The organism is Niallia sp. NCCP-28, assembly GCF_023168165.1.
Lineage (GTDB): Bacteria > Bacillota > Bacilli > Bacillales > Cytobacillaceae > Niallia.
In genome coordinates this window covers 1-23879 of sequence record NZ_BQYJ01000010.1, presented here as the reverse complement: position 1 = coordinate 23879, position 23879 = coordinate 1, and the positions used below count along the sequence as shown (strand labels likewise).

The 23879-nt window shown below is 35.5% G+C and carries 23 protein-coding genes and 11 tRNA genes; 32 read left to right on the top strand and 2 right to left on the bottom strand.

Annotated elements, in window-relative coordinates:
* The first annotated feature begins 80 nt into the window (after positions 1 to 80).
* From NCCP28_RS20030 to NCCP28_RS20005, 6 genes are all read left to right on the top strand, one after another.
* Complete coding sequence (locus NCCP28_RS20030; RefSeq protein ID WP_248562991.1) at positions 81 to 1154, top strand: D-alanine--D-alanine ligase; 1074 nt, start codon at positions 81 to 83, stop codon at positions 1152 to 1154.
* Between the two features lie 257 nt (positions 1155 to 1411).
* Positions 1412 to 2782, top strand: a complete 1371-nt coding sequence (locus NCCP28_RS20025) for a UDP-N-acetylmuramoyl-tripeptide--D-alanyl-D-alanine ligase (RefSeq protein WP_248562990.1) — start codon at positions 1412 to 1414, stop codon at positions 2780 to 2782.
* 949 nt (positions 2783 to 3731) lie between these two features.
* Positions 3732 to 5219: a degradosome RNA helicase CshA gene (gene cshA / locus NCCP28_RS20020; RefSeq protein WP_282579589.1), complete on the top strand. Its 1488-nt coding sequence runs from the start codon at positions 3732 to 3734 to the stop codon at positions 5217 to 5219.
* A gap of 250 nt (positions 5220 to 5469) precedes the next feature.
* Positions 5470 to 6438, top strand: coding sequence for a UV DNA damage repair endonuclease UvsE (uvsE, locus tag NCCP28_RS20015; protein ID WP_248562989.1), 969 nt, complete (start codon positions 5470 to 5472; stop codon positions 6436 to 6438).
* Between the two features lie 186 nt (positions 6439 to 6624).
* Positions 6625 to 7104, top strand: coding sequence for a PH domain-containing protein (locus NCCP28_RS20010; RefSeq protein WP_248562988.1), 480 nt, complete (start codon positions 6625 to 6627; stop codon positions 7102 to 7104).
* A complete protein-coding gene (locus NCCP28_RS20005) occupies positions 7097 to 8530 on the top strand; it encodes a PH domain-containing protein (RefSeq protein ID WP_248562987.1) in 1434 nt (477 codons plus the stop codon). The genes NCCP28_RS20010 and NCCP28_RS20005 overlap by 8 nt, the downstream gene beginning before the upstream one ends.
* Before the next feature lie 319 nt (positions 8531 to 8849).
* Here the strand turns inward: NCCP28_RS20005 and NCCP28_RS20000 are convergent, their stop codons facing one another.
* Entirely contained in the window at positions 8850 to 9572 is a 723-nt protein-coding gene (locus tag NCCP28_RS20000; RefSeq protein ID WP_248562986.1) for a rhomboid family intramembrane serine protease, read from the bottom strand.
* Positions 9573 to 9676: 104 nt separating this feature from the next.
* Between NCCP28_RS20000 and acpS the strand changes: the two genes are divergently transcribed.
* The 14 genes from acpS (at position 9677) to NCCP28_RS19930 (ending at position 20965) form a co-directional block, all read left to right on the top strand.
* On the top strand, positions 9677 to 10030 hold the full coding sequence (acpS, locus tag NCCP28_RS19995; RefSeq protein ID WP_248562985.1) for a holo-ACP synthase: 354 nt from the start codon (positions 9677 to 9679) through the stop codon (positions 10028 to 10030).
* Between the two features lie 192 nt (positions 10031 to 10222).
* A complete protein-coding gene (locus NCCP28_RS19990) occupies positions 10223 to 11236 on the top strand; it encodes a LolA family protein (RefSeq protein WP_248562984.1) in 1014 nt (337 codons plus the stop codon).
* Positions 11237 to 11387: 151 nt separating this feature from the next.
* Entirely contained in the window at positions 11388 to 12545 is a 1158-nt protein-coding gene (gene alr, locus NCCP28_RS19985; RefSeq protein WP_248562983.1) for an alanine racemase, read from the top strand.
* 296 nt (positions 12546 to 12841) lie between these two features.
* Positions 12842 to 13123, top strand: coding sequence for a CopG family ribbon-helix-helix protein (locus tag NCCP28_RS19980; protein ID WP_248562982.1), 282 nt, complete (start codon positions 12842 to 12844; stop codon positions 13121 to 13123).
* A gap of 4 nt (positions 13124 to 13127) precedes the next feature.
* Positions 13128 to 13478 carry a type II toxin-antitoxin system endoribonuclease NdoA gene (ndoA, locus tag NCCP28_RS19975; RefSeq protein ID WP_019156408.1) on the top strand — a complete coding sequence of 117 codons (351 nt, stop codon included), beginning with the start codon at positions 13128 to 13130 and terminating at the stop codon, positions 13476 to 13478.
* Between the two features lie 286 nt (positions 13479 to 13764).
* On the top strand, positions 13765 to 14589 hold the full coding sequence (locus NCCP28_RS19970; RefSeq protein WP_248562981.1) for an STAS domain-containing protein: 825 nt from the start codon (positions 13765 to 13767) through the stop codon (positions 14587 to 14589).
* Between the two features lie 5 nt (positions 14590 to 14594).
* Positions 14595 to 14951, top strand: a complete 357-nt coding sequence (locus NCCP28_RS19965) for an STAS domain-containing protein (protein ID WP_101177198.1) — start codon at positions 14595 to 14597, stop codon at positions 14949 to 14951.
* A 3-nt stretch (positions 14952 to 14954) separates the two neighbouring features.
* Positions 14955 to 15356 carry an anti-sigma regulatory factor gene (locus NCCP28_RS19960; RefSeq protein ID WP_248562980.1) on the top strand — a complete coding sequence of 134 codons (402 nt, stop codon included), beginning with the start codon at positions 14955 to 14957 and terminating at the stop codon, positions 15354 to 15356.
* A gap of 11 nt (positions 15357 to 15367) precedes the next feature.
* Complete coding sequence (locus NCCP28_RS19955; protein WP_248562979.1) at positions 15368 to 16378, top strand: PP2C family protein-serine/threonine phosphatase; 1011 nt, start codon at positions 15368 to 15370, stop codon at positions 16376 to 16378.
* Positions 16379 to 16439: 61 nt separating this feature from the next.
* On the top strand, positions 16440 to 16769 hold the full coding sequence (locus NCCP28_RS19950) for an anti-sigma factor antagonist (RefSeq protein WP_248562978.1): 330 nt from the start codon (positions 16440 to 16442) through the stop codon (positions 16767 to 16769).
* A complete protein-coding gene (gene rsbW / locus NCCP28_RS19945; RefSeq protein ID WP_248562977.1) occupies positions 16769 to 17242 on the top strand; it encodes an anti-sigma B factor RsbW in 474 nt (157 codons plus the stop codon). The genes NCCP28_RS19950 and rsbW overlap by 1 nt, the downstream gene beginning before the upstream one ends.
* Complete coding sequence (gene sigB / locus NCCP28_RS19940) at positions 17220 to 18017, top strand: RNA polymerase sigma factor SigB (RefSeq protein WP_248562976.1); 798 nt, start codon at positions 17220 to 17222, stop codon at positions 18015 to 18017. The genes rsbW and sigB overlap by 23 nt, the downstream gene beginning before the upstream one ends.
* Complete coding sequence (locus tag NCCP28_RS19935; RefSeq protein WP_248562975.1) at positions 18014 to 18610, top strand: PP2C family serine/threonine-protein phosphatase; 597 nt, start codon at positions 18014 to 18016, stop codon at positions 18608 to 18610. The genes sigB and NCCP28_RS19935 overlap by 4 nt, the downstream gene beginning before the upstream one ends.
* Positions 18611 to 18781: 171 nt before the next feature.
* Positions 18782 to 20965, top strand: coding sequence for a Tex family protein (locus NCCP28_RS19930; RefSeq protein ID WP_248562974.1), 2184 nt, complete (start codon positions 18782 to 18784; stop codon positions 20963 to 20965).
* Between the two features lie 208 nt (positions 20966 to 21173).
* Here the strand turns inward: NCCP28_RS19930 and cmpA are convergent, their stop codons facing one another.
* Positions 21174 to 21287: a cortex morphogenetic protein CmpA gene (gene cmpA / locus NCCP28_RS19925; protein WP_101177206.1), complete on the bottom strand. Its 114-nt coding sequence runs from the start codon at positions 21285 to 21287 to the stop codon at positions 21174 to 21176.
* Between the two features lie 618 nt (positions 21288 to 21905).
* Here cmpA and NCCP28_RS19920 point away from each other — a divergent pair.
* From NCCP28_RS19920 to NCCP28_RS19865, 12 genes are all read left to right on the top strand, one after another.
* Positions 21906 to 22373, top strand: a complete 468-nt coding sequence (locus tag NCCP28_RS19920) for a SprT family protein (protein ID WP_248562973.1) — start codon at positions 21906 to 21908, stop codon at positions 22371 to 22373.
* A 260-nt stretch (positions 22374 to 22633) separates the two neighbouring features.
* Positions 22634 to 22708, top strand: a tRNA-Asn gene (locus tag NCCP28_RS19915).
* A gap of 4 nt (positions 22709 to 22712) precedes the next feature.
* Positions 22713 to 22803, top strand: a tRNA-Ser gene (locus NCCP28_RS19910).
* Between the two features lie 32 nt (positions 22804 to 22835).
* Positions 22836 to 22907, top strand: a tRNA-Glu gene (locus tag NCCP28_RS19905).
* Between the two features lie 39 nt (positions 22908 to 22946).
* Positions 22947 to 23022: transfer RNA gene (locus NCCP28_RS19900), tRNA-Asp, on the top strand.
* A gap of 6 nt (positions 23023 to 23028) precedes the next feature.
* Positions 23029 to 23103: transfer RNA gene (locus tag NCCP28_RS19895), tRNA-Gln, on the top strand.
* Between the two features lie 4 nt (positions 23104 to 23107).
* A tRNA-Lys gene (locus NCCP28_RS19890) sits at positions 23108 to 23183 on the top strand.
* 16 nt (positions 23184 to 23199) lie between these two features.
* Positions 23200 to 23281, top strand: a tRNA-Leu gene (locus NCCP28_RS19885).
* 54 nt (positions 23282 to 23335) lie between these two features.
* Positions 23336 to 23419: transfer RNA gene (locus tag NCCP28_RS19880), tRNA-Leu, on the top strand.
* 66 nt (positions 23420 to 23485) lie between these two features.
* A tRNA-Arg gene (locus NCCP28_RS19875) sits at positions 23486 to 23562 on the top strand.
* 5 nt (positions 23563 to 23567) lie between these two features.
* Positions 23568 to 23644 (top strand) — tRNA-Pro (locus tag NCCP28_RS19870).
* 17 nt (positions 23645 to 23661) lie between these two features.
* Positions 23662 to 23735 (top strand) — tRNA-Gly (locus tag NCCP28_RS19865).
* The last annotated feature ends 144 nt before the right edge of the window (positions 23736 to 23879 follow it).

Sequence of the window (23879 nt, the reverse complement as noted above, 5' to 3'; positions counted from 1 at the left end):
TATCGGGATTCTGCTTTTGAATAGACATCATCTAGTGGTAGAATAAAATAGGTATGATTGATAAATTGGAGGAACATAAAATGAAAAAAAAGCTTGGTTTATTATATGGTGGTAAATCTGCTGAACATAAAGTTAGTATGCAAACAGCAATGGCGGTTATTAAAGCATTAGATACAAATAAATTCGATATTTATCCTATTTACATATCAGAAAAGGGAGAATGGATTAAAGGGCCGCAATTGACAGGTCCAGTTGAAAATGTGGATCAGCTGGCATTTTCAAAAAGGGAGGAAATTCAATCGACAGCGCTTTCCTCCAGCCTTTTTGAAACAACGGAAAATAATAATTTTGATGTTATTTTTCCCCTTTTACATGGACCGAATGGAGAAGATGGCACAGTTCAAGGGTTATTAGAGCTGTTGAATTTGCCATATGTCGGAAACGGGGTGTTAGCTTCTTCAGCTGGAATGGATAAAGTGATTATGAAAAATATCTTTGAGGTAGCAGGATTAAAACAAGTTAAATATAATTCTTTTATCCGAAAAGATTGGCAAAACAATAAAGAAAAAGCTTATCAAAAAGTAGAACAAGAGCTTGGATTTCCATGTTTTGTAAAGCCGGCCAACTTAGGGTCAAGTGTAGGAATCAGCAAGTGTACAAATCAGGAAGAACTAGAAGCAGCATTTGTAGAGGCGTTTCAGTTTGACAGAAAAGTTATTATCGAAGAGGGCGTTACAGCAAGAGAAATTGAAGTGGCTGTACTTGGGAACGATGAGCCTCAAGTTTCTGTTGCTGGTGAAATTGTTGCGAAAAAAGATTTCTATGACTATAAGGCAAAATATGAGGATGGAAATACAGCATTAATTATTCCTGCTGAAGTTTCAGAAGCAGAGTATAACCTAATAAAAGAAGAAGCGATTAAAGCATTTAAAGCATTAGATTGCTCAGGATTAGTTCGTGCAGATTTCTTTTTGACAAAAGAGGGCAATGTATTTATAAACGAAGTAAACACCATGCCTGGTTTTACTCCATTTAGCATGTTCCCGCTTTTATGGAAGGAAAGCGGCTTAGAATATTCCGCTTTAATTGAAAAATTAGTTGATCTTGCTCTTGAAAGACATGCAGAGAAGCAAATGATTAAATATACGATGTAAAGATCGGTTATTTTTAGCTGATTGGACGGATAAAAACGTTTGACCAACAAGGGCTGCTTTGTTTATTTTTCGTTTTTTTAAACGGAGAACAAAAGGGGGCTTTGATGAGCAAGCGTTTTTCCATCGTCTAATGAGAATTTTTATCTTATTCTTTTCCAGGCTATGCTTGCCTATTAAATAGGATTTTTATATTTTTTAGGTAGACGCTTATTGCCTGTTAATGAAGTGGAGTTATACATATGGATGGAGGGTTCTTGATGATAAAGCGTACCGTAGAAGAAGTAGCAAAAATGGCTGGTGCAGAAGATGCGGCTGAATTTGCAAAAGCGATAGAAATACAAGGTGTTACGATTGATTCACGAAAGATAGAAAAAGGAAATTTATTTGTGCCCTTTAAAGGGGAAAAAACAGATGGGCATCAATATGTAGAAGATGCTATTAAAAGGGGAGCGGCAGCATCCTTCTGGCAAAAAGATGTACCCAATCCCCCTAAGCATCTTCCGCTTATATATGTAGAGGATACACTAAACAGCATCCAGAATTTAGCGAAAAGCTATCGGGATGAGCTCTCCGTCAAAGTAGTGGGGATTACAGGAAGCAATGGCAAAACTTCTACAAAGGATATAACAACAAATCTTCTTGCATTAAAATATAAAGTGCAAAAAACAGAAGGAAACTATAATAATCATCTTGGGCTGCCTTTGACTGTTCTAAATCTAGAAGAAGATACAGATATTGCTGTATTAGAAATGGGAATGAGCGGACGGGGAGAAATTGATTTTTTGACTAGACTGGCAGAACCAGATGTTGTAGTAATTACAAATATCGGAGAATCACATCTTCTTGATTTAGGGTCTAGAGAAGGGATTGCAGAAGCAAAGCTAGAAATTGTTAATGGATTAAAAAATGGTGGGAGAATTATTTATTTTGGAGATGAGCCCCTTCTTTCTGAAAGGATAACAAAATTAGAAAAGGATGCTGATGTTAAAACGTTTGGCAAAAATTCAAGCAATGATGTGTATCCTGTCAGTATAGTCCAGAAGGAAAATGGGAGCACATTTACAATTAACGGCCTAACGAAACAGTTTGAGCTGCCAGTTTTAGGTGATCATAATATCTTAAATGCTTTGGCAGCCATGCTAGTTGCAGAATATTTCCATATATCTTTTGAAGAGATGGATCAAGGCTTTAAAAATTTAACATTAACCAATATGAGGATGGAGCTGCTGGAAGGGAAAAATGGGGTTCATATTATCAATGATGCTTATAATGCCAGCCCCACGTCCATGTTAGCAGCCATAAATGTGCTGAAAAAACTTCCCGGATTTAAGAAAAAAATAATTGTATTTGGTGATATGCTGGAGCTTGGGCCAGATGAAGAACAATACCATTATGAAGTTGGAACAAGTTTATCAGAGGAAATGGATTATGTATTCACATATGGGAAACTCGGCTTATTTATTGCAGAAGGAGCAAAAAAAAATCTGCCTGAAAACCGTGTTTTTTCATTTGCTGATAAAGAGGAACTTATCGCAGCTTTAAACAAAAAAATAGACCAAGAAACAGTTGTTTTAATAAAAGCATCAAGAGGGATGAGATTAGAAGAAGTAGTCCGTGCATTACAGTAACAGTTAGGAAGTTTTCTATAATGATGAGGTTTGCATACTTGTAATTATAATATTTACGTGTATGGACCTCTCAGGCAATTTGGTCAAAAGGAGCAATCTATAAAAATTCATTGAATAATAATAAATTTATAATTTTCAGATGGGGAAAATTGATATTTGTCGAATACCATCATATTTTATTTTGAGTTATTGCATATTAAAAGTGCATATATCAAAAAGAAAATGCCTTTCTTATTTAAAAGGGCTTATATGAAATCGTTGGTTTAAAATGTCATATTATTGCAAACCTTATTTTTAAGTGATAAGATTATTTTTACATGCAATTGCATAAATTAGCTAATGGAATGTTTTCTTTTAGGAGGGCAGAGCAATAAATAAAAGTGGTATATCAACTGGATTCTAGGCAAATCCCTTATAAAAGAAAATAGCCAAATAGAGAGAAATTTTGAAGGACTGGAAAGTCTATTTTTAATCATTTTTTCTTTTTTTATTAGGTGGATTTTTTCGGTTTTGTTAATTAAGAGGAACCTCTTCCTAATAAGGGAAATGTATACATGCTTGCATAATTTCAATAAAAATTTCTTTGTATTTGGCTAACTGAAAATATTAGCTGTAAACTTAAATAAAAAATTGGAAGTCATTTGAAATATTTCCTCTCTGTTAAAACTCAATTTTACAGTATCTTATTTAGTTAACAAATAAGCATATATAACCCCATGTTTCTCCAAATGAGTAATGATGGATTGATAAATCCCACAAAACTTTTCACATTAAACTTGTTTTGTTCTGCGTTAATATAATTGTTTGGGGAATAGCGGCAAAGTGGATAAAAACTAACGCCATAACAATATGTTTCTTTGATAAGAAATGAGGTACATATATAAAGTTAGTGCATGGAAATCACTGTCATTTGTGAATATTTTTAATGACTAGAAGGAGATTGGATATATTGGTTAAGTTTCAAGATTTAGGTATTAGTGCTGCTACAATGAAATCATTAAAAAGAATGGGCTTTGAAGAAGCGACGCCTATTCAGGCAGAAACCATTCCTTTAAGTCTTCAACATAAGGATTTAATCGGGCAGGCGCAAACTGGTACGGGAAAAACAGCAGCTTTTGGAGTGCCTTTAGTTGACAAAGTAGATGTAGCAAATGAAGTAATCCAAGGGATTATTATTGCTCCAACAAGAGAACTGGCTATTCAAGTTTCAGAAGAACTTTATAAAATTGGTTTCGGAAAAAGAACAAGAGTCCTTTCTATTTTTGGTGGTCAAGATATTAACCGCCAAATCCGCGCATTAAAGAAAAATCCACATATTATTGTTGGAACACCAGGGCGTATTTTAGATCATATTAATAGAAAAACATTAAAATTGGATCATGTAAACACAGTCATTTTAGATGAAGCAGATGAAATGCTGAATATGGGTTTTATTGATGATATCGAGTCTATTCTTTCTAAAATTCCAGAGGAAAGACAAACCTTATTATTTTCAGCTACAATGCCGGCGCCTATTAGAAGAATGGCAGAGCGTTTTATGAAAGAGCCGCAAATAGTAAAAGTAAAAGCAAAAGAAATGACTGTTCCGTTGATTGAACAATATTATATTGAAACACAGGAAAAAACAAAGTTTGATATTTTGACAAGACTTTTAGATATACAATCCCCAGAATTAGCGATTATCTTTGGCCGTACAAAACGTCGTGTCGATGAGCTGTCAGAAGCGCTTAACTTAAGAGGCTATACGGCAGAGGGGATACATGGGGATCTAAGCCAAGCGAAACGTATGTCTGTGCTTAGAAAGTTTAAAGAGGGATCTATTGAGGTTCTGGTTGCTACAGATGTTGCTGCTCGTGGTTTAGATATTTCAGGGGTGACGCATGTTTATAACTTTGATATTCCACAAGATCCAGAAAGTTATGTTCACCGTATCGGCAGAACAGGAAGAGCTGGCAAGGAAGGAGTAGCGATTACATTTATTACGTATCGTGAAAGATCATACCTTCAAGTTGTGGAGAAAACAACAAAAAGAAAAATGGAAAAAATGATTCCTCCAACGGTAGATCAAGCAATAGAAGGACAGCAAAAAGCAGTAATGGAAAAAATTATGCAGACAATTGATGCAAATAATTTGGATTCTTATAAAGAAGTTGCTGATGATTTATTAGCCCAAAAAGATGCAAATACAGTTGTTGCCGCAGTTTTAAAATTGCTGACAAAAGAGCCTGATACAACACCAGTGCGACTTACAGAAGAAAAGCCATTGCCAATGAAGCGGGATCGCAAACCATATGACAAAAATAATAATGGCTATAGAGATAGAAATAGAAAAAATAATAATCCTCGTCAACGTCAAGGCTACAGCAATAAACGAGCAGGCCAACAAAATGGCAGCGGCTATTCTAAATCAAATTCAAATTCCAACACATATCGTTAACCAAAAATCCTTGTAAGCATGAATATGTTTACAAGGATTTTTTTATCCCTATTTAATTGGATTTTGATTCCCGCCCAGATCATATAGCAAAGATTAGTAATCTATTTCCATTATCCTGTTTCAAGAGTCAATCAGGGGAGACGTAGTAAACTCATCTTGATTGCAGTTTCACTTTATTTGCTGATGAAACAGATGGTTACATAAATTTTGCATATACTAATCAAAAATTAATGAGAAAAGAGGGTCATTTGTGACTGTATTTAGGCTAGGATATGTAGCGATGAGCGTTCATCTGCAAAATGCTTCACCATCACAAACAATGACATACAAGCAATATTCTTCGATAAAAGATAAAGAAGCAGCGATTAAGAAATTAGAAAGAATAGCTATAAGTAATTTGCAAAATTGTCTGCGTCTTTTAAAGCATAACGCAATCAATGATATTCATTTTTTTCGATTAAGTTCTAAAATTATCCCTCTGGTCAACCATCCTGATTTGCCCAATTGGGATTATATTCTTCCTTTAAAACCAATGCTTTTCCAGCTTGGGGAGTTTGCAAACAAAAATAATATGCGCATTGATTTTCATCCAGACCATTTTGTTGTTTTAAATAATAGGGATAAGGATATTTTAAAAACTTCTTTAAAAACACTGCAAATGCATGAACGGCTGTTAAGGGGAATGGAAGTAAATATAGAACATCGCTGCGTACTTCACGTAGGTGGTGTTTATAATGATAAGGAGCAAGCGCTTGAACAATTTATCTCTAATTGGGGGCTGATTCCTCTTAAATGGCAAAAGATGATTATGCTTGAAAATGACGATACGAATTTTACTTTAAATGAAGTCCTTTACCTTTGTGAAAAACTAAGTATTCCTTGCGTATTTGATTTGCATCATCATATTGTTCATAACGAAGAGGATTATTGGGAAGATCACTGGGAACGGATTGTCCAAACTTGGAGCAATTCCTCCTTGCCGATTAAAATGCATATTTCCAGTCCTCGCACAAATGAAAAAGATCGGGCTCATGCTGATTATATTAATAGTGAACAATTTTTAGAATTTCTTATAAAGGTGGATGGAACAGTTCCTCATATAGATTGCATGATAGAAGCAAAAAAGAAAGACGATGCTTTATTTGAGTTAGTGAAAGCCCTGAAAAAAAGAGAGAATATCATGTTTATTGATGAAACATCTTTTCGTTTTATAAAGTGAAACTTCAATCAGTGGGGGTTACTGTCCGTTAATGCGTGATAAAATGAGGAATTAAACAATAGCATGCAAAAGAGTGGTTAGTGTGAAACTATTTCCCTCTTTTGCCGTAAACAATACTATCGGGAAAACAAACAGCAGAGAAAACGAACACAGACATCCCATATAAAAAGATAAAGGGGGAATTTTATGATAACAGAACCGTATAATCGATTATCGCCAAAAGCAGTGGAGATATGGAGGATAATGGGGATTATTTCAGGACTTTTTCTATGTGTTTTATTTGCTGGAGTAATCATATTAACCGTTATATTTCATTGGCATTTATTATTTTCAATCATAAGCTTTTCAATCATCATTATCTATTTTGTGTTTTTTGTTGGCATATTGCCAAAAATGAAGTGGAAAAGGTGGAGATATGAAATTAGAGAGGATGAAATCGAAATACAACAAGGTGTGCTAGTGATAAAAAGAACGCTTGTGCCAATGGTCCGTGTGCAGCATGTTGATACAAAGCAGGGACCATTGCTTAGGAGATACCGTTTAGCGACTGTTTCTATTTCAACAGCTGCAACTGTCCACGAAATCCCTGCACTTGGTTTAGAAGAAGCAGAAGAAATAAGAACTTATATTTCTGTAAAAACAAAGGTGGCAAAAGAAGATGTTTGAGCAAAAGAAACTTCATCCCATCACCATCTTATATAATATTTTTCGTCAACTAAAAGAGGTTCTGTTTCCTGTGATTGCTATTTTTGTATTTGGAGGAACTTCATCTAAATGGGATTTTTTTTATCACATAGGTTTAATTGTTTTTAGTATATTTGTTCTTGTTGGAGGAGTGCTTTCTTGGTTCTTTTTCCGCTATTATTTGCATCAAGGTGAACTTAGAATTGAAAATGGCGTATTTGTTAAGAAAAAACGGTTTATTCCTTTCGAAAGAATACAAAGCATTGATTTTACAGAGGGAATTTTGCATAGACCATTTAGGCTGGTGAAAGTAAAAATAGAAACAGCTGGAGGAGCAGGTGAGGCAGAAGCTGTGCTCACGGCTATTCCTATGAAGGATGCCATTAAATTAAGGGATTATATCAATAAACATAAAAATCAAAAAAATGAAGCAGAAGATGAAATCTTAACGGATAATAAACAGGACTTATACAAAATAAGCATAAAAGAACTGCTTATATTAGCAACAACTTCTGGTGGTATTGGGGTCATTTTTTCCGCTCTTATTGCTGTTTTTTCGCAATTTGATGACTTAATTCCATACAAAAAAATATTTAGCGAATTGCAGCATGCTGTCTCAAGCGGCATGGTTGTTCTTACATCTATTATTTTTATTTTATTTATTCTATTATGGTTAGTTTCTTTCCTGATTACTATGCTAAAATATGCAAATTTTACACTAGCTAAAATAGATAATGATTTAGTTATATCAAGAGGATTATTAGAAAAAAAGCAAATTACGATCCCGTTGAGCCGCATCCAGGCTATTAGAATAAGGGAGAATATTTTAAGACAGCCCTTTGGTTTAGCAGCCGTTTATTTAGAAAGCGCTGGGGGCTCGTTAAACGACAATGAAGCGTCAAGTATGGTGATAATGCCTGTTAGCAAAAAAGTGAAAATAAAAAAGCTTTTATTGGAAATAATGCCTGAATATGAGTTGGTGGACGATTTGCATGCTCCTCCAAAAAAAGCAAGCTTTCGATATATTCTTCGCGATAGTTGGATTGCTGTTCCTATTGCAGGGGTGTCATTCTATTATTTTCACCTATGGGGGATGATTTCTATTGTTTTGTTTGTGCTTTTGCCTAGTTGGGGTTATCTTAAATATCGTGCTGCTGGATGGGATGTCACAAACAAACAGTTAACTATTTCATTTCGTCATTTAGAAAAAACGACCCTTATTATGAAAAAAAATCGAATTCAAGCATTAGATTATAAAGAAGGATTTTGGCAGAGGGGGGCGGATCTCGCTTCATTAAACTGCTTAGTTGCTTCCGGAATGGGAGGATCTGGTGGGACTATTTATGACTTAAGAAAAGAGGACGTGGAAAAAGTATATAATTGGTATTCCTATTCTGTGAAAAAATAATAAATAATCCATACTATTTCGAATAGTTAGCAAAAGCTTAAAAGCGTTGCTAACTATATAGAAGTCCTATAAAATACAGGGTTTTTATATATTTGGTAAAATATGCTTTTATGGAAAGCGTATTTTCTGAAATTTTGCTGCTTGTTGAATAATAGGAAAAACTTTTAAAATTACTGAGAAGGCTGAATACATGTAGACTCCTTCGGGATTACAAGGCTTTACAGGAGTAAAACGACGAAGCGGCTCAGGTTTCTTGCCCCGCCGAAAGCGAAATGTATTCAGCCTGTGGTTGAATAGCAATAATCTATACGCAAACAGCCTATTGAAATAATCCAATTGCTGCTAGAAGCAGGAGAATACCCCAAATGACAATGGTTTTGATAGGCGGCTTTTTTCTTCTAGAAAGGTTGTTTTTGATATGAGAAAACTCTTCTTTATATGTATTTAGGATTTTTTTTCCTTTGCTTTGTGAAATGCTTCCAATCACCAATCCGCATAAAAAACCAAAAATATGAGCAGATACGTTAATGTTTGGCTGTAAAAAGGTCATAATTAAACTTAAAATGGCAATTGTAGCAATAACTTGGGAATTATTTTTAGAGATAATATCTTTTCTAAAAACAATCAACGCAATATAATAGCCAAATAGCCCAAAAATGGCGCCGCTTGATCCAAGATGGGTATACGTCAAAGGTTCTGCTAAGAGTGTAGCAATATTGGCGAGTACTCCTGTAGCAAGATATAGAACCGTAAAGCGAGTTTTTCCTAGAATCATTTCTAGAGGAGGCCCGAATAGAAAAATGCTGAAACTATTAAATAAAAAATGCGAAAAGCTTCCATGGATGAAAATAGGCGTTAGCAGTCTCCACCATTCCCCTTGAACAATATATAAATTAACCCCGATTGTCTGCTCTAAAATATAATCATTTGGAAAAATGGGGATAGTAGTGACTATATATAATAGAAGATGGATAATCAGAATAGCTGAAACGATAGGATAGCTTGCGATAAACTCTTTAAAACTTTCTCTTCTTGTAAACATTATAAAAACCCTCCTCTGTCGCCCCTTTTTACATAATAGCCAATGTAAGGGAAAAGTAGTACTAAATTTATGCTTAAAATCATGGAATTAGAAGGATGTGTCATATGATTAGTGGAATAGGAATCGATATTATTGAACTAGATAGAATAAAAGAGCTTGTAGAAAAAAAACAAGGCTTTGCTAAGCGGATACTAACAGAAAAAGAGCTGATAAACTATAAAAAATTAAAGGGAAATAGAAAAATAGAATATCTTGCTGGCAGATTTGCAGCAAAAGAGGCTTTTTCCAAAGCAGTGGGAACGGGGATAGGAAAAAACTTAAGCTTTCAGGATATAGAGGTGGATAAAGATGGACAGGGAAAACCTTATATTGTTAAGCCTATTTCCAGTGGAGTGCATATATCAATTACCCACAGCAGAGAGTATGCTTGTGCACAAGTTGTTATTGAAAAAGAATAAAGCAACTGTGAGCTTGTTCAATTGTTAGTAGCATATTTCCTATGGTTGTCTCATATATTCATAGAGCAATAGGAGAAATAAGCGGTGAAACCTGATGTGGATAAGAATGGACTGAGCATTTAGTTTTTCTTATAAAACGGATTCTGTCTTTTTTCTTCTTGAACGTGAAATGAGAATAGGGGAGTTGAAAAAATGAACAAGAAGTTATGGTTGCTATTTGTAGGGCTAACAGTCATGCTTTTGTTAACTGCCTGTGGGACAAAGTCAAAGGATGAAGTCTTAAAAGAGTTAAACGAAAAGGTTTCAACAAAAGGATACAAAGCTGATGCAGAAATGACCTTGCAAATGGGAACAGATCCACAAACATACGAAGTGCAAATTTGGCATAAAGATCCGTCTTATTATCGAGTAAATCTTAAAAATGCCAAAAAAGACCAAAGCCAAATGATTTTGAAGAATGATGAAGGTGTATATGTATTAACACCTGCATTAAACAAAAGTTTTAAATTTCAAAGTGAATGGCCAGAAAACAGCAGTCAGGCATATTTGTATGAATCCTTGGTCAAAGATATAGAAGAGGATAAAGGAGCGAAATTCCAAGCGACAGATAAATATTATATTTTTGAAACAAAAACACGCTATCAAAATAATAAAATGCTGCCAACACAAGAGATTACATTAAATAAAAAAGATCTTTCGCCAGTTAGTGTGAAAGTAAAAGATACAGAGGGGGCAGCAGTAGTAAAAGTAAAGTTCTCAAATGTGAAATTTGATGTGGATTTTGATAAAGCCGATTTTGATTTGAAAAAGAGCATGACAGCTGCCAAACTTGTAGTACCGGTTATGGGAGAGGTAGATGATCAAACATTCTCTGTTAAGTATCCAGAAGAGCAAATTGAAGGAGTAAGTTTAGTAGAAGAGAAAAAAGTGGTAACAGAAAACGGAAGTCGAGTAGTCTTAACTTATGAAGGAGACGGGAAGTCTTATACCATTATTCAAGAAAAAGCAGAAATAGCCCCAGCAACAGCAGGACCAATAACGATGACAGGAGATCCTATTGATCTTGGATTTACGATCGGTTCATTAAGCGATAATAAAGTAACATGGACTTTCGGCGGAGTAGACTATATTATTGCTTCAACAGAGCTGACAAAAGATGAAATGGCTAGCGTTGCCCGTTCTGTACAAGGGGAAGCGATTAAATAAAAAGCGATATATACAGGATAGTTGGAGACAGTTTCTTTAAAGAAGCTGTTTTTTTTTTATGTATAAAAAGGCCATTGGCATGTTGACAAGGGGTATGGAGAGTAGAATAATTTAATAAAAGTTTACCCTTAAAAGGAAGTGTCATAAGTTAATGGAATTAGAAGGAGCATTTTTTCGAGATACATGGGCAGAAATAGATTTGGATGCCATTTTTTATAATGTGGCAGAAATGAAAAAAAGACTAGAGCCCAAAAGTAAAGTATTTGCTGTTGTAAAAGCGAATGGATATGGCCATGGTGCTTTTCAAATTGCCCAAACAGCTTTAGAGGCAGGAGCAGAATACTTAGCGGTAGCTTTTTTGGATGAAGCGATTCAATTAAGGCAAAAAGGGATAGGTGCTCCAATATTGGTGCTCGGAGCAGTCCGTTTTACTGATCTAGAAATGGCGGTGAAAAATAATATAACAGTTACTATGTTTGATTTAGATTGGCTGAAAAAAGCATCCTCCTTTTTAAATGGAGAACATTCACTAAAAGTTCACGTGAAGTTAGATACAGGTATGGGCCGAATTGGATTGAGGGAGAAAAAAGAACTTATTGAGGTTGAAAACATATTGTCTGAAAATCAGAATATAGTAGTAGAAGGAGTCTTTACACACTTTGCTACAGCAGACGAATTAAATACTATTTATATGGAAAAACAGCTTCAGCGTTTTCGGGAATTGCTTTCTTATTTCTCCGAAAAGCCAGCGATTATTCATTGCAGCAATAGTGCTAGCAGCCTGCTTCATCCAGATTTGCAATATAATGCTATTAGAATGGGGATTTCTATGTATGGGCTAACCCCATCTCAGGAAATAGAACAAAGTCTGCCTTTTCCTTTAAAGGAGTCCTTTTCCCTTCATACACGAATTGTTCAAGTGAAAAAACTGCAAAAAGGGGAAAAAGTAAGTTATGGTGCTACGTATGAGGCAATGGAAGATGAATGGATAGGAACGCTGCCAATTGGGTATGCTGATGGGTGGTTAAGAAAATTGAGTGGTCAAGAAGTGCTTGTAAATGGCGAAAGGGTGCCTATTATCGGCAGAATTTGTATGGATCAATGTATGATCAAGCTGCAGTCATATACAGAACCCGGGACAAAAGTTACATTGATTGGAAAACAAGATTTTGGTAAGATTTCTGTGAATGAGATTGCAGCCAAATTAAAGACCATTAATTATGAGGTAACCTGTTCCATATCTAATAGAGTCCCACGCTTATATAGAAAAGAAGGAATTTATGTAGAAGTGGTTAATCCTTTAGTTTGATAGCGGTTATTATGTAAAAGAACAGTAAAATTTGCAAGCGAGAACAAAATTATGCGGCCGTTACTCTTTGTTATTAAATTTTGTTGATTAATGGAATGAAAAAAAACAGGATGATTTAACAAGGTTAATGAATAAAGTGTATTCTTAAAAAAATATGCACCTATGCATAAAAGATACATTTTTTGGCGGATAATACAGTAGAATTACTGAATGTACTTTGCATATTGTTTTATTAATGGTATGATTAAAAAAGCAGAGCTAAATATGGTGTGTAGTGATGGTGGAGGTGTATGTTTGTGTCTGAATCTAGCGCAACAACAGAAATCTTAATAAGATTACCAAAGCATTTGTTAACTGAATTGGACGGTTTCGTAAAGCAGGAAAATGTAAATCGTAGTGAATTTATTTATCAAGCGACTAAAATGTATCTTCGTGAACGGAAAAAGAGACATATCCGGGAATCCATGAGACGAGGTTATATGGAAATGGCTAAATTAAATTTATCTATTGCATCAGAAAGCTTTTTGGCAGAATATGAGGCAGAGCATACAGTTGAACGTCTTGTAAGCGGAGGGTAATCCTTTGATTGTTAAACGTGGTGACGTTTACTTTGCAGACCTATCCCCAGTTGTTGGCTCAGAGCAAGGCGGTGTCCGTCCTGTACTTGTCATTCAAAACGACATCGGGAATCGGTTCAGTCCCACAGTCATTATAGCAGCAATTACGGCTCAGATACAGAAGGCGAAATTGCCGACACATGTGGAAATTGACGCGAAACGATATGGTTTTGAAAGAGATTCTGTAATTCTTTTGGAACAAATTCGCACAATAGATAAACAAAGGCTAACGGACAAAATCACTCATCTCGATGATGAAATGATGGAAAAAGTGGATGAAGCCTTACAAATAAGTTTAGGTCTCATAGAATTCTAAAAAACATGGTGCGCTTCTTAATGGAGCGCTTTTTCTATTCTGTGCCAAAGAAGTGAGTAGCATAAATTCTACTTGCTTTTTTATTTATCCTTAAATATTTTTTTGTATTCGTGTAAATAATGGAAGTTTTTTTGGGTTTTTTATAAAACAATTTGGTTTATTAAAGGAAAAAAGAGGGTATATAAAAAAGTCATAAAGCAATTCTTTGCAATAAAAAGGATTTTTTATATAAAGAGTAATCATAAAATAAATTATGTTTTTAATATGGTAAAATGGAGGCAAGGCCGTGCGAAAGGAATTTTCGACTTATATTCAGAATCATCGTGAAGATATAGCAGCTAGTTGGATAAAGCGTATTAACGAGAATACAGAGGGAATGGCTAAAAAGTTAGAAGAAGATCATCTGCTTTTTTCAACTTCTCAAGAATATATTGATCTTCTTATCAAGGACTTGCTTGGCCTGATTGACGATTCTGATAATAAAATAATTGTTTTTATTGAAAAAGCAGTTAGTATAAATTGGCATTTAAATATCTTAATAGCAGGTTTGCAAATATTTGAAGAAATTATTTTTGAAGGAATGGAGAATGAAGGAATCTTGGATAAGGATAAACAACTAAAATATGTACGAGATTTCCATAGTTGGCTCCATCCTTTATGTAATAAAATGATTCAAACGTATTCAAATGTTTGGGAGCGAACGGTTTCTATGCAGAAAGTTGCTTTGCAGGAATTATCTGCTCCGTTAATTCCAGTTTTTGAGGGCATAACAATTATGCCATTAGTTGGTACAATAGATACACAAAGAGCAAAACAGATTATGGAAAACTTGCTGAATGGTGTTGTGGAGCATAGATCAGAAGTTGTGCTAATAGATATAACAGGTGTACCTGTGGTAGATACGATGGTTGCACACCATATTATCCAAGCAACTAATGCGGTGCGATTAGTGGGAACAAAAAGCATGATTGTTGGCATAAGGCCGGAAATTGCGCAAACGATTGTAAACCTAGGCATAAATTTAGATCAGTTTGAAACAAAAAACACACTGAAAAAAGGGATGGAAAGTGCGTTAGAATATACGAATAGAAAGTTGGTTGGATTGGGGTGAATAAAGTGAGAATACCAATTTTAAAGCTTCATGATTGTTTGCTGGTCTCTATTCAATGGGAATTGGATGATCAGACGGCGCTGAAATTTCAGGAAGACTTATTAAATAAAATACATGAAACAAGTGCAAATGGTGTGGTAATCGATTTAACATCTATTGATTTTATTGACTCCTTTATTGCGAAAGTCTTAGGAGATGTGATTGGTATGTCTAAACTAATGGGAGCAAAGGTTGTGTTAACAGGAATTCAGCCAGCAGTTGCTATTACCTTAGTTGAACTAGGCATTAGCTTGGATGATGTATTAACAGCCTTAGATTTAGAAAAAGGTCTGGAGAAATTACAACAGGAATTGGGGGATTGACCGATGGGACACCAATCCTGTGTGAAAATTGTGAATGAATGGGATATAGTTGCAGCGCGACAGCTGGGAAGAAACGTTGCAAAAGAACTGGGATTCGGCACAGTTGACCAGGCGCGAATTACTACAGCAATAAGCGAATTAGCAAGAAATATATACTTGTATGCTGGGCAAGGGCAAATATGTATAGAGAAACTAATGGAAAATGGAAAAGTCGGTTTAAAGTTAAGTGCGGTAGACAACGGTCCGGGAATTAAAGATTTAAGGCAAGTTATGCAAGATGGATTTTCGACATCTGGTGGTTTAGGTGCTGGACTGCCTGGTGTCAAACGATTAATGGATGAATTTAATATCGAAACTTCTGTAGGCGTCGGGACAGATATAAAGGCAATAAAATGGCTCAGATAGGGGGGAGATAAATGGATTTCCGAGAAATGATGGATTCTAAGTATCGGGATCTTCTAGTGAGTTATATCAAGGATGAATCTGAACAGGCTCTGTATCAGGGGCAGAAGTTTAGCAGGAAGTCAATTGAGCATAAAGTGTCACCAGAAGATATTATCAGTTTACATAAAAACTTAATGGTAGATTTATATCCAGATATCCCAGAATATGTTATAAAATCTTTCGACATTTTATTGGAGGTAATGATTGGCTATGGACTGGCTTACCGGGAGCATCAGAGTTTGCGCCATGTACAGCAAGAATTAAGAAGTGAAATGGAAATTGCTGCAAATGTGCAGCAAACTCTTTTAAGCACAGAAATCCCTGATGTGAAAGAACTGGATATTGGTGCAATAAGTGTTCCAGCAAAAATGATGAATGGAGATTATTTTCATTTTGTTCAGGATGGATCTCAAACAGTTAGTATTGCAATAGCTGATGTAATTGGAAAAGGTATTCCAGCTGCCTTGTGCATGTCTATGATAAAGTATGCAATGGATAGTCTTCCAGAAAATAGGAAGTTCCCAAGTAATGTATTGGAAAACTTAAATCGTGTGGTGGAACAAAATGTAGATCCAAGCATGTTTATCACCATGTTTTATGGAGTGTATGATATTCAGTCCCATACATTTCATTATTCTTCTGCAGGACATGAGCCTGGCTTGTTTTATGATGCGGCATCTGGAGAATTTAGTGAGCTGGTTGCAAAAGGTCTGTTACTGGGTGTGGATCAAAAAACAAAATATGAACAAGTCATACAGCATATAAATGCTGGAGATATGATTATTCTCATGTCTGATGGTGTGACAGAATGCAGAACAGAAGATGGATTTATAGAAAAAGAGAAGTTAATTGACTACATAAAAAAACATATGCATTTAAATGCTCAAGAAATTGTGCAAAATGTTTATAAAGAATTAGAAAAGGTTCAAGATTTTCAGCTTCGAGATGACTTTACATTAATTATTTTTAAAAGAGAGGTTTAATAAGTGTACATAGTGGGTATTGAACATAGACGTACGTAAGAAGGGGAAAGGTGGGACGTGTATGAATATAATAATAGATGTCAAAGAACAAGATTTAAATGTAGAAGTAAAGGTATGTGGGGAAATAGATGCATATACTGCTCCAAAGCTAAGAGAAAGGATTTATAGTTATTCTGAAAAGCAAGGCATTAAGATGGTTGTAGACTTATCAGATGTAAACTATATGGACAGTACTGGTTTAGGTGTATTTGTTGGAGTTTTTAAGAATATCCGTGCTAATAATGGAGAATTAAAGTTGATCAATTTATCTGAGCGCTTAAAAAGGCTTTTTGAAATTACGGGATTAGCAGACATTATTGATATTACTAGTAAGATAGAAGGTGGAATTTAATGAGCCAGCATTTTGAATACATCGAAATGAAGATTCCCTCTAAACCAGAATATGTAGGCATAATTCGTTTGACTTTATCTGGAATTGCTAGCCGAATGGGCTTTAGCTATGATGAAATTGAAGATTTGAAAATAGCTACAAGTGAGGCATGTACTAATGCAGTGCAACATGCTTATAAAAATCGCGAAGCTGGAGAAGTCTTGATTGGTTTTCGATTATTTAGTGATCGATTAGAAGTAATGGTATCAGATAATGGCAAAAGCTTCGATTTTCATTCTACTATTAAAGAGTTAGGTCCATATGAACAGGATGAGTCTATTGAGTTCCTTCGTGAGGGAGGATTAGGTTTATATTTAATTGAAACATTAATGGATGAGGTTAAAATTTATCATAATGACGGTGTAACTGTCTCTATGACGAAATACCTTGAAGGAGAGCGGGTGGAGAGGGATGCAGAAACAATCTCAACCTAAGCACCAATTAACAAAAGAAGAAGTTCATGAGTTAATTAAAGCGTATCAATTAAACCAAGATGAAGAAGCGCAAGATAAACTAGTCAGAAATTATCGTTATTTAGTAGAAACGCTTGCTCGAAAATACTCTAAAGGAAGAATGTTTCATGAAGATATTAGCCAGGTAGGGGTTATTGGGTTATTGGGAGCGATACGGCGATATGACGAAAACTTTGGAAAAAGCTTTGAGGCTTTTGCGGTACCAACGATAATAGGAGAAATTAAACGTTTTTTGCGTGATAAGACATGGAGTGTGCATGTTCCAAGAAGAATTAAAGAGTTAGGCCCCAAAATCAAGAAAACGGTAGAAGAGCTAACAACTGAATTGCAGCGCTCTCCTCGTGTAGATGAAATTGCCGATTATATCGATGTCTCAGAGGAAGAAGTGCTTGAAGCAATGGAAATGGGGAAAAGCTATCAAGCGCTGTCAGTAGATCATTCTATTGAAGCAGATTCAGAAGGCGGAACAGTGACGCTTTTAGATATTGTAGGAGATGTGGATAAAGGCTTTGAACGAGTTAATCAAAAGCTAGTTTTAGAGAAGGTTCTCCATGTATTGACAGAAAGAGAAAGAAGTATTATTCAATATACTTATCTAGATAATATGAGCCAAAAAGACGCTGGAGATAAGTTAGGCATCTCACAAATGCATGTTTCGCGGCTGCAGCGAAGAGCTATAAAAAAACTGCAAGAAGCTATACATGCGGAAACCAATAATTCGGAGATTATTTTATGACAACCCTAATAAACAATAACGTCCACGTACTTGCACATCAAACGATAAAAAAAGGGAAATTGCTTTGCGGAGATAGTTATTTCTTCACATCAACCGATCAATATTTTATTTGTGTATTAGCAGATGGGCTTGGAAGTGGTGAGTTTGCTAATGAAGCATCAGTTGCTGTGATTAATGTTATTGAGGAGTTTCATCATGCCCCAGTAGAGGAATTGATGGAGCTTTGCAATAAAGTTTTAATAAAAAAAAGAGGCGCGGCTGTTTGTGTTTTTAAAGTACATTATGAATCCAAGAACATTATATATAGCAGCGTAGGCAATATTCGATTCTTTTTATATTCTCCTACTGGCAAATTAACGTATCCATTACCGGTTACTGGTTATTTGTCAGGCAGACCTCAAAATTATCATACTCAATGTTTTACATATGAAGCGAACTCAAAATTCCTTGTTTTTTCTGATGGATTTAACATACAGGGGATAAAGGCGTTGCTTAAAGGTTATATTCCCATTGAAACAATTGCTGATATTATTATAACGAAATATAAAAATAATGATGATGATTCTACCTTTATTCTTGGAAGCTTGCTCTAAAAAAGTAAGCTTTTTCTTTTTGTCTTTATTAATAAAGTGTAGGAGTTTGATACAATAAGAGGAAAGCTGAAATTTGCGATTTATTATTTTAGTTGGTTAGAAATTGGAAAAATTTAAAGTGGAAGTGTAATGTAATAGAATACAGATAATGAAAGGATGGGAAAAGTTGCTATGGAGAAAGTATTAGAAAAAAAACAAGAATATTTAACTATTATTGCAAGTGAACTAGCTGTTAACGCAAAACAGGTAAAAAATGTTATTTCATTATTAGATGAAGGAAATACAGTTCCGTTTATTGCCCGTTACCGTAAAGAGCAAACTGGTGCTTTAGATGAAGTGCAAATAAAAGCAATTATGGATCGTTATCACTATATACAAAGTTTAGAGCAGAGAAAAGAAGAAGTAATTAGGCTTATAGAAGAGCAAGGAAAATTAACAGATGATTTACATAAAAGTATTTTAAAATCCATTAAATTGCAAGAAGTGGAAGACCTTTACCGTCCTTATAAACAGAAAAGACGAACAAAGGCTACTATTGCAAAAGAAAAAGGATTGGAACCTTTTGCTGATTGGCTGCTAGAAAACAAAGTTATATTATCAATAAAAGAGGAAGCCGAAAAATATATTTCAGAAGAAAAGAAAGTATTATCAGTAGAAGAGGTTATCAATGGCAGTAAAGATATTATAGCAGAACGTGTTTCTGATGACGCGGAAAGCAGAAAATGGATCCGCAATAAAACATTTTCTTTAGGAAGCATTTCTTCACAAGTGAAAGATAGAGAAAAAGATGAAAAAAATATATATGAAATGTATTACGAATATGATGAACCAGTAAATAAGATCGTGCCACATCGGACGTTAGCATTAAATCGCGGAGAAAAGGAAGATATCTTAAAGATAGCGATTAAGGTTCCTAATGATACAATTTTACAATATTTAGAAAAGAAATGGATATCTAAAGAGGATGAGCATTCCTCTGCAATTATTAAGGAAGCTATTGAAGATGGGTATAAACGATTAATACAGCCTTCTATCGAAAGAGAAATTCGGAGTGAATTAACAGAAAAGGCGGAAGAACAAGCTATTCATATTTTTTCAGAGAATTTAAGGAACTTGCTTTTACAGCCGCCATTAAAAGGAAAGATGGTTTTAGGCGTCGACCCTGCTTATCGGACAGGCTGTAAATTAGCGGTTGTAGATGAAATAGGAAAAGTATTGGAGATAGGCGTTATATACCCTCATGCTCCCGTCTCTAAAACAAAAGAGGCGTCTATTATTTTTCAAAATCTGCTGCAAAAATATCAAATTGAAATGGTTGCGGTAGGCAATGGAACTGCATCAAGAGAAACAGAACAATTCGTAGTGGATATGATTAAACAGCAAAATAGGGAGATTTTTTATTTGATTGTAAATGAAGCTGGGGCAAGTGTTTACTCTGCTTCTGAAGTTGCAAGGGAAGAGTTTCCGAATTTCCAGGTAGAAGAAAGAAGTGCTGTTTCTATTGCTAGACGACTTCAAGATCCGTTGGCTGAATTGGTGAAGATTGATCCAAAATCTGTTGGCGTAGGTCAATATCAGCATGATGTTTCACAAAAAAAATTATCAGAATCGCTGACTTTTGTAGTGGAGACAACGGTAAATAAAGTTGGAGTCAACGTTAATACAGCATCCTCATCTCTTTTGCAATATGTAGCAGGATTATCTAAGGCAGTTGCAAATAATATTGTGAAAAAGAGGGAAGAAGAAGGGAAATTTATCAGTCGCAAACAGCTAAAGAAAATTCCAAGGCTTGGAGCAAAAACGTATGAACAAGCAATAGGATTCCTGCGCGTGCTCGATGGTGAAGAGCCATTAGATAGAACAGGAATTCATCCGGAAAATTATGAAGAAGTGAAAAATCTATTAAAAAAATTGGGATTGTCATCTAATGATATTGGTACAAGAGAATTAAAAGAGGCGCTTGCAGCTATTGATTTAAAATCAGCTTCAAACGAATTAGCTGTAGGGGAATTGACACTGAAGGATATAGCAGATGCACTAGTTCGCCCTTCAAGGGACCCTCGTGATGAAGTGCCAGCACCACTATTAAGAAAAGATGTGCTTAAACTAGAAGATTTACAAAAAGGAATGGAGCTTCAAGGAACAGTTCGTAATGTTGTTGATTTCGGCGCTTTTGTTGATATTGGGGTAAAACAAGACGGACTCGTTCATATTTCCAAGTTAAGCAATAAATTTGTGAAGCACCCTTTAGACATTGTTAGTGTTGGAGATGTAGTAACTGTCTGGGTCGATGGAATCGACCACAACAAAGGAAGAGTGGCTCTTACTATGCTTCAGCCTAGTGAACAATTGTAATTGAGAAAGTTAAAGTTGTCTCCAGTAAAGTTCAACCAACAATCAGATCCCCTACTGATTGTTGGTTGAACCAATCATGCTTTTCGGGCGCCTAGATTTTGTTTTCCTTAGAGACTTGATTGGAGTGTCAAAAGCCCTTTAATACGTGGTATTGTAGAAGACAACGATCACTTGTTACTTTTTATCCATAAACAATATTCGAGATTATTTAAGAGGAGTGTTTATTTCTATAATAGTACCAACATTGATTCAGTATCTTTATTTGGTATCTGTCTTTTTCGTAGAAAGCTCTTTTAATTTGATTTTGCAACCAACTAGGCATTAGTCATCCTCCTTTATAAAGAGTAAATTTGCTAAAGGGAATTACAGTTAGATAAGCAACTGATTTTATAGTTGATTTTTAATTGGATTATTTTATTTTAGGGTTTATTTCTATCCATGGCAGATAGATCAACTTTTTAAGGTGAAGAGAGAAAATTAGCTACTAAAGGTTAGATTTTAACTAACTGTTAGGGGGACAAAGAAATCTGCCCTGATAGTTAGTTTTTTTAATGTGCTATTTGTTTAAGGCTAAAAAAATGAATAGATAGGCAAAAATTATGAATGAAGCCAAGTGAAAATAGACGACGCTACTTTTAGGATGGTATAAAATGATTTATTGAAGAATAAGCGGCGGATTTATTAATTGGCAGATAAAAAAGTAGTGTGTTTTTATTCATGTATAAATAATAAAGGATTATCGTTGTTTGATTGACAGTTATAAGGGAAGTGAAAATGGTCTTTCTATAAAAAATCTTAGTGGTCAGTTGCTGTTTGCAATAGCTTCATTCATAAAGCTGTTTTTATAAAATGTATTATATTGAGGTTGAGCAAGATAAGCTGAAGAATAATTTAATATTAATATATGCTGGTATGGTTTGTCTTGTTGAGGAGGAGAAGTATGACAGATAAAGAGCTGCAACTGCTTGTCGAGGATATTTCCAGGGAGCATTTTGGGGTAGAGTTTTTACATCGTGCAATGTTTAATTCGAGGTTGAGAACGACTGGTGGAAGATATCTATTAAAGAGCCATAATATAGAAATAAATAAAAAGTATTTGGATGAGTTTGGTATCGATGAGCTGATTGGCATTATTAAACACGAGTTATGCCATTATCATCTTCATTTGAGAAAGATGGGATATCAGCATCGTGATAAGGATTTTAAACAATTGCTGGAAAAGGTAGGTGCTCCTCGTTTTTGTTCTCATTTACCACAAAAGCAACTGTCCAAAACAACTAAAATAATCATCTATAAATGTCAGACATGCTCCCAGCTTTTTTATAGGCGAAAAAGAGTTAATACAGAAAAGTATATTTGCGGCAAATGTAGAGGGAAGTTGAGTTTATATGATATAAAGATGATTTGATTTACGGTTTATTGGAAGATATGGTGGGAAAACTGAAATTATTATTCATCTTTATATAAATAAATGCTTCATTTTCTTCTTTTATGCAGATGAAGAGTGTTTCCTGTTTGTTTAATAATGAAGAAAAGTAGATTCTAATAAGTTAGTGAAATTTTTTTTGGAAGTGTGTTGACTTTTTGTTTATAGGTGCCTATAATAATAAGAGTCGACAAAACAAGTAGATAAAATGCTTTGAATGTTCGATGGACAACTTCTATTATTCCGCAGTAGCTCAGTGGTAGAGCATTCGGCTGTTAACCGAACGGTCGTAGGTTCGAGTCCTACCTGCGGAGCCATTATGGGGAAGTACTCAAGAGGCTGAAGAGGCGCCCCTGCTAAGGGTGTAGGTCGCGTAAGCGGCGCGAGGGTTCAAATCCCTCCTTCTCCGCCAGAAGTTGGTTTGTAACTAATAATAAAAAACATGGCCCGTTGGTCAAGCGGTTAAGACACCGCCCTTTCACGGCGGTAACACGGGTTCGAATCCCGTACGGGTCATATAATTTATATTGTGTTTTTTATAAAAGGTTTTATAAAGGTCCCGTGGTGTAGCGGTTAACATGCCTGCCTGTCACGCAGGAGATCGCGGGTTCGATTCCCGTCGGGACCGCCATTATATTGGGCTATAGCCAAGCGGTAAGGCAACGGACTTTGACTCCGTCACTCGTTGGTTCGAATCCAGCTAGCCCAGCCAGTATGAGCCATTAGCTCAGTCGGTAGAGCATCTGACTTTTAATCAGAGGGTCGGAGGTTCGAATCCTCCATGGCTCACCATTTGAATAAAAAATATGCGGGTGTGGCGGAATTGGCAGACGCACTAGACTTAGGATCTAGCGCCGCAAGGCGTGGGGGTTCGACTCCCTTCACCCGCATTGTTATTTAAAACAAAATATTAATATTATACAACGAGATAAACTCTTTATAGTGCGGTCGTGGCGGAATGGCAGACGCGCTAGGTTGAGGGCCTAGTGGGGGTTAACCCCGTGGAGGTTCAAGTCCTCTCGGCCGCATCTAAAAAAAGTATTGACAATCGGCAAGGTGTGAAGTATAATAGAAAAGTTGCTATAAATAAATATGCGCCCGTAGCTCAATTGGATAGAGCGTCTGACTACGGATCAGAAGGTTATGGGTTCGACTCCTTTCGGGCGCGCCATATTTCGGGAAGTAGCTCAGCTTGGTAGAGCACTTGGTTTGGGACCAAGGGGTCGCAGGTTCGAATCCTGTCTTCCCGACCAGTTTTTAAAATAAATATGCGGGTGTAGTTTAATGGTAAAACCTCAGCCTTCCAAGCTGATGTCGTGGGTTCGATTCCCATCACCCGCTCCAATTAAAAAAATTGCTCTTTGAAAACTGAACAAACAAAACGTCAACAATAATCGTTTTATAATTTTTGTTATAAAAGAAACAACAAGCAATACAAAAGCTAGAGTTTAGCATGAGCTAATCTTACTCTTTATTGGAGAGTTTGAT

Bases quoted from the DNA above. Each gene is read 5' to 3' on its own strand.
- rsbW (WP_248562977.1), top strand. From the start codon at position 16,769: ATGAGCCAGCATTTTGAATACATCGAAATGAAGATTCCCTCTAAACCA.
- NCCP28_RS20030 (WP_248562991.1), top strand. From the start codon at position 81: ATGAAAAAAAAGCTTGGTTTATTATATGGTGGTAAATCTGCTGAACAT.
- NCCP28_RS19930 (WP_248562974.1), top strand. From the start codon at position 18,782: ATGGAGAAAGTATTAGAAAAAAAACAAGAATATTTAACTATTATTGCA.
- NCCP28_RS20025 (WP_248562990.1), top strand. From the start codon at position 1,412: ATGATAAAGCGTACCGTAGAAGAAGTAGCAAAAATGGCTGGTGCAGAA.
- NCCP28_RS19960 (WP_248562980.1), top strand. From the start codon at position 14,955: ATGGGACACCAATCCTGTGTGAAAATTGTGAATGAATGGGATATAGTT.
- acpS (WP_248562985.1), top strand. From the start codon at position 9,677: ATGATTAGTGGAATAGGAATCGATATTATTGAACTAGATAGAATAAAA.
- NCCP28_RS19990 (WP_248562984.1), top strand. From the start codon at position 10,223: ATGAACAAGAAGTTATGGTTGCTATTTGTAGGGCTAACAGTCATGCTT.
- sigB (WP_248562976.1), top strand. From the start codon at position 17,220: ATGCAGAAACAATCTCAACCTAAGCACCAATTAACAAAAGAAGAAGTT.
- NCCP28_RS19950 (WP_248562978.1), top strand. From the start codon at position 16,440: ATGAATATAATAATAGATGTCAAAGAACAAGATTTAAATGTAGAAGTA.
- cmpA (WP_101177206.1), bottom strand. From the start codon at position 21,287: ATGCCTAGTTGGTTGCAAAATCAAATTAAAAGAGCTTTCTACGAAAAA.
- NCCP28_RS20000 (WP_248562986.1), bottom strand. From the start codon at position 9,572: ATGTTTACAAGAAGAGAAAGTTTTAAAGAGTTTATCGCAAGCTATCCT.
- NCCP28_RS19935 (WP_248562975.1), top strand. From the start codon at position 18,014: ATGACAACCCTAATAAACAATAACGTCCACGTACTTGCACATCAAACG.
- NCCP28_RS19955 (WP_248562979.1), top strand. From the start codon at position 15,368: ATGGATTTCCGAGAAATGATGGATTCTAAGTATCGGGATCTTCTAGTG.
- NCCP28_RS20010 (WP_248562988.1), top strand. From the start codon at position 6,625: ATGATAACAGAACCGTATAATCGATTATCGCCAAAAGCAGTGGAGATA.
- NCCP28_RS19920 (WP_248562973.1), top strand. From the start codon at position 21,906: ATGACAGATAAAGAGCTGCAACTGCTTGTCGAGGATATTTCCAGGGAG.
- alr (WP_248562983.1), top strand. From the start codon at position 11,388: ATGGAATTAGAAGGAGCATTTTTTCGAGATACATGGGCAGAAATAGAT.
- NCCP28_RS20005 (WP_248562987.1), top strand. From the start codon at position 7,097: ATGTTTGAGCAAAAGAAACTTCATCCCATCACCATCTTATATAATATT.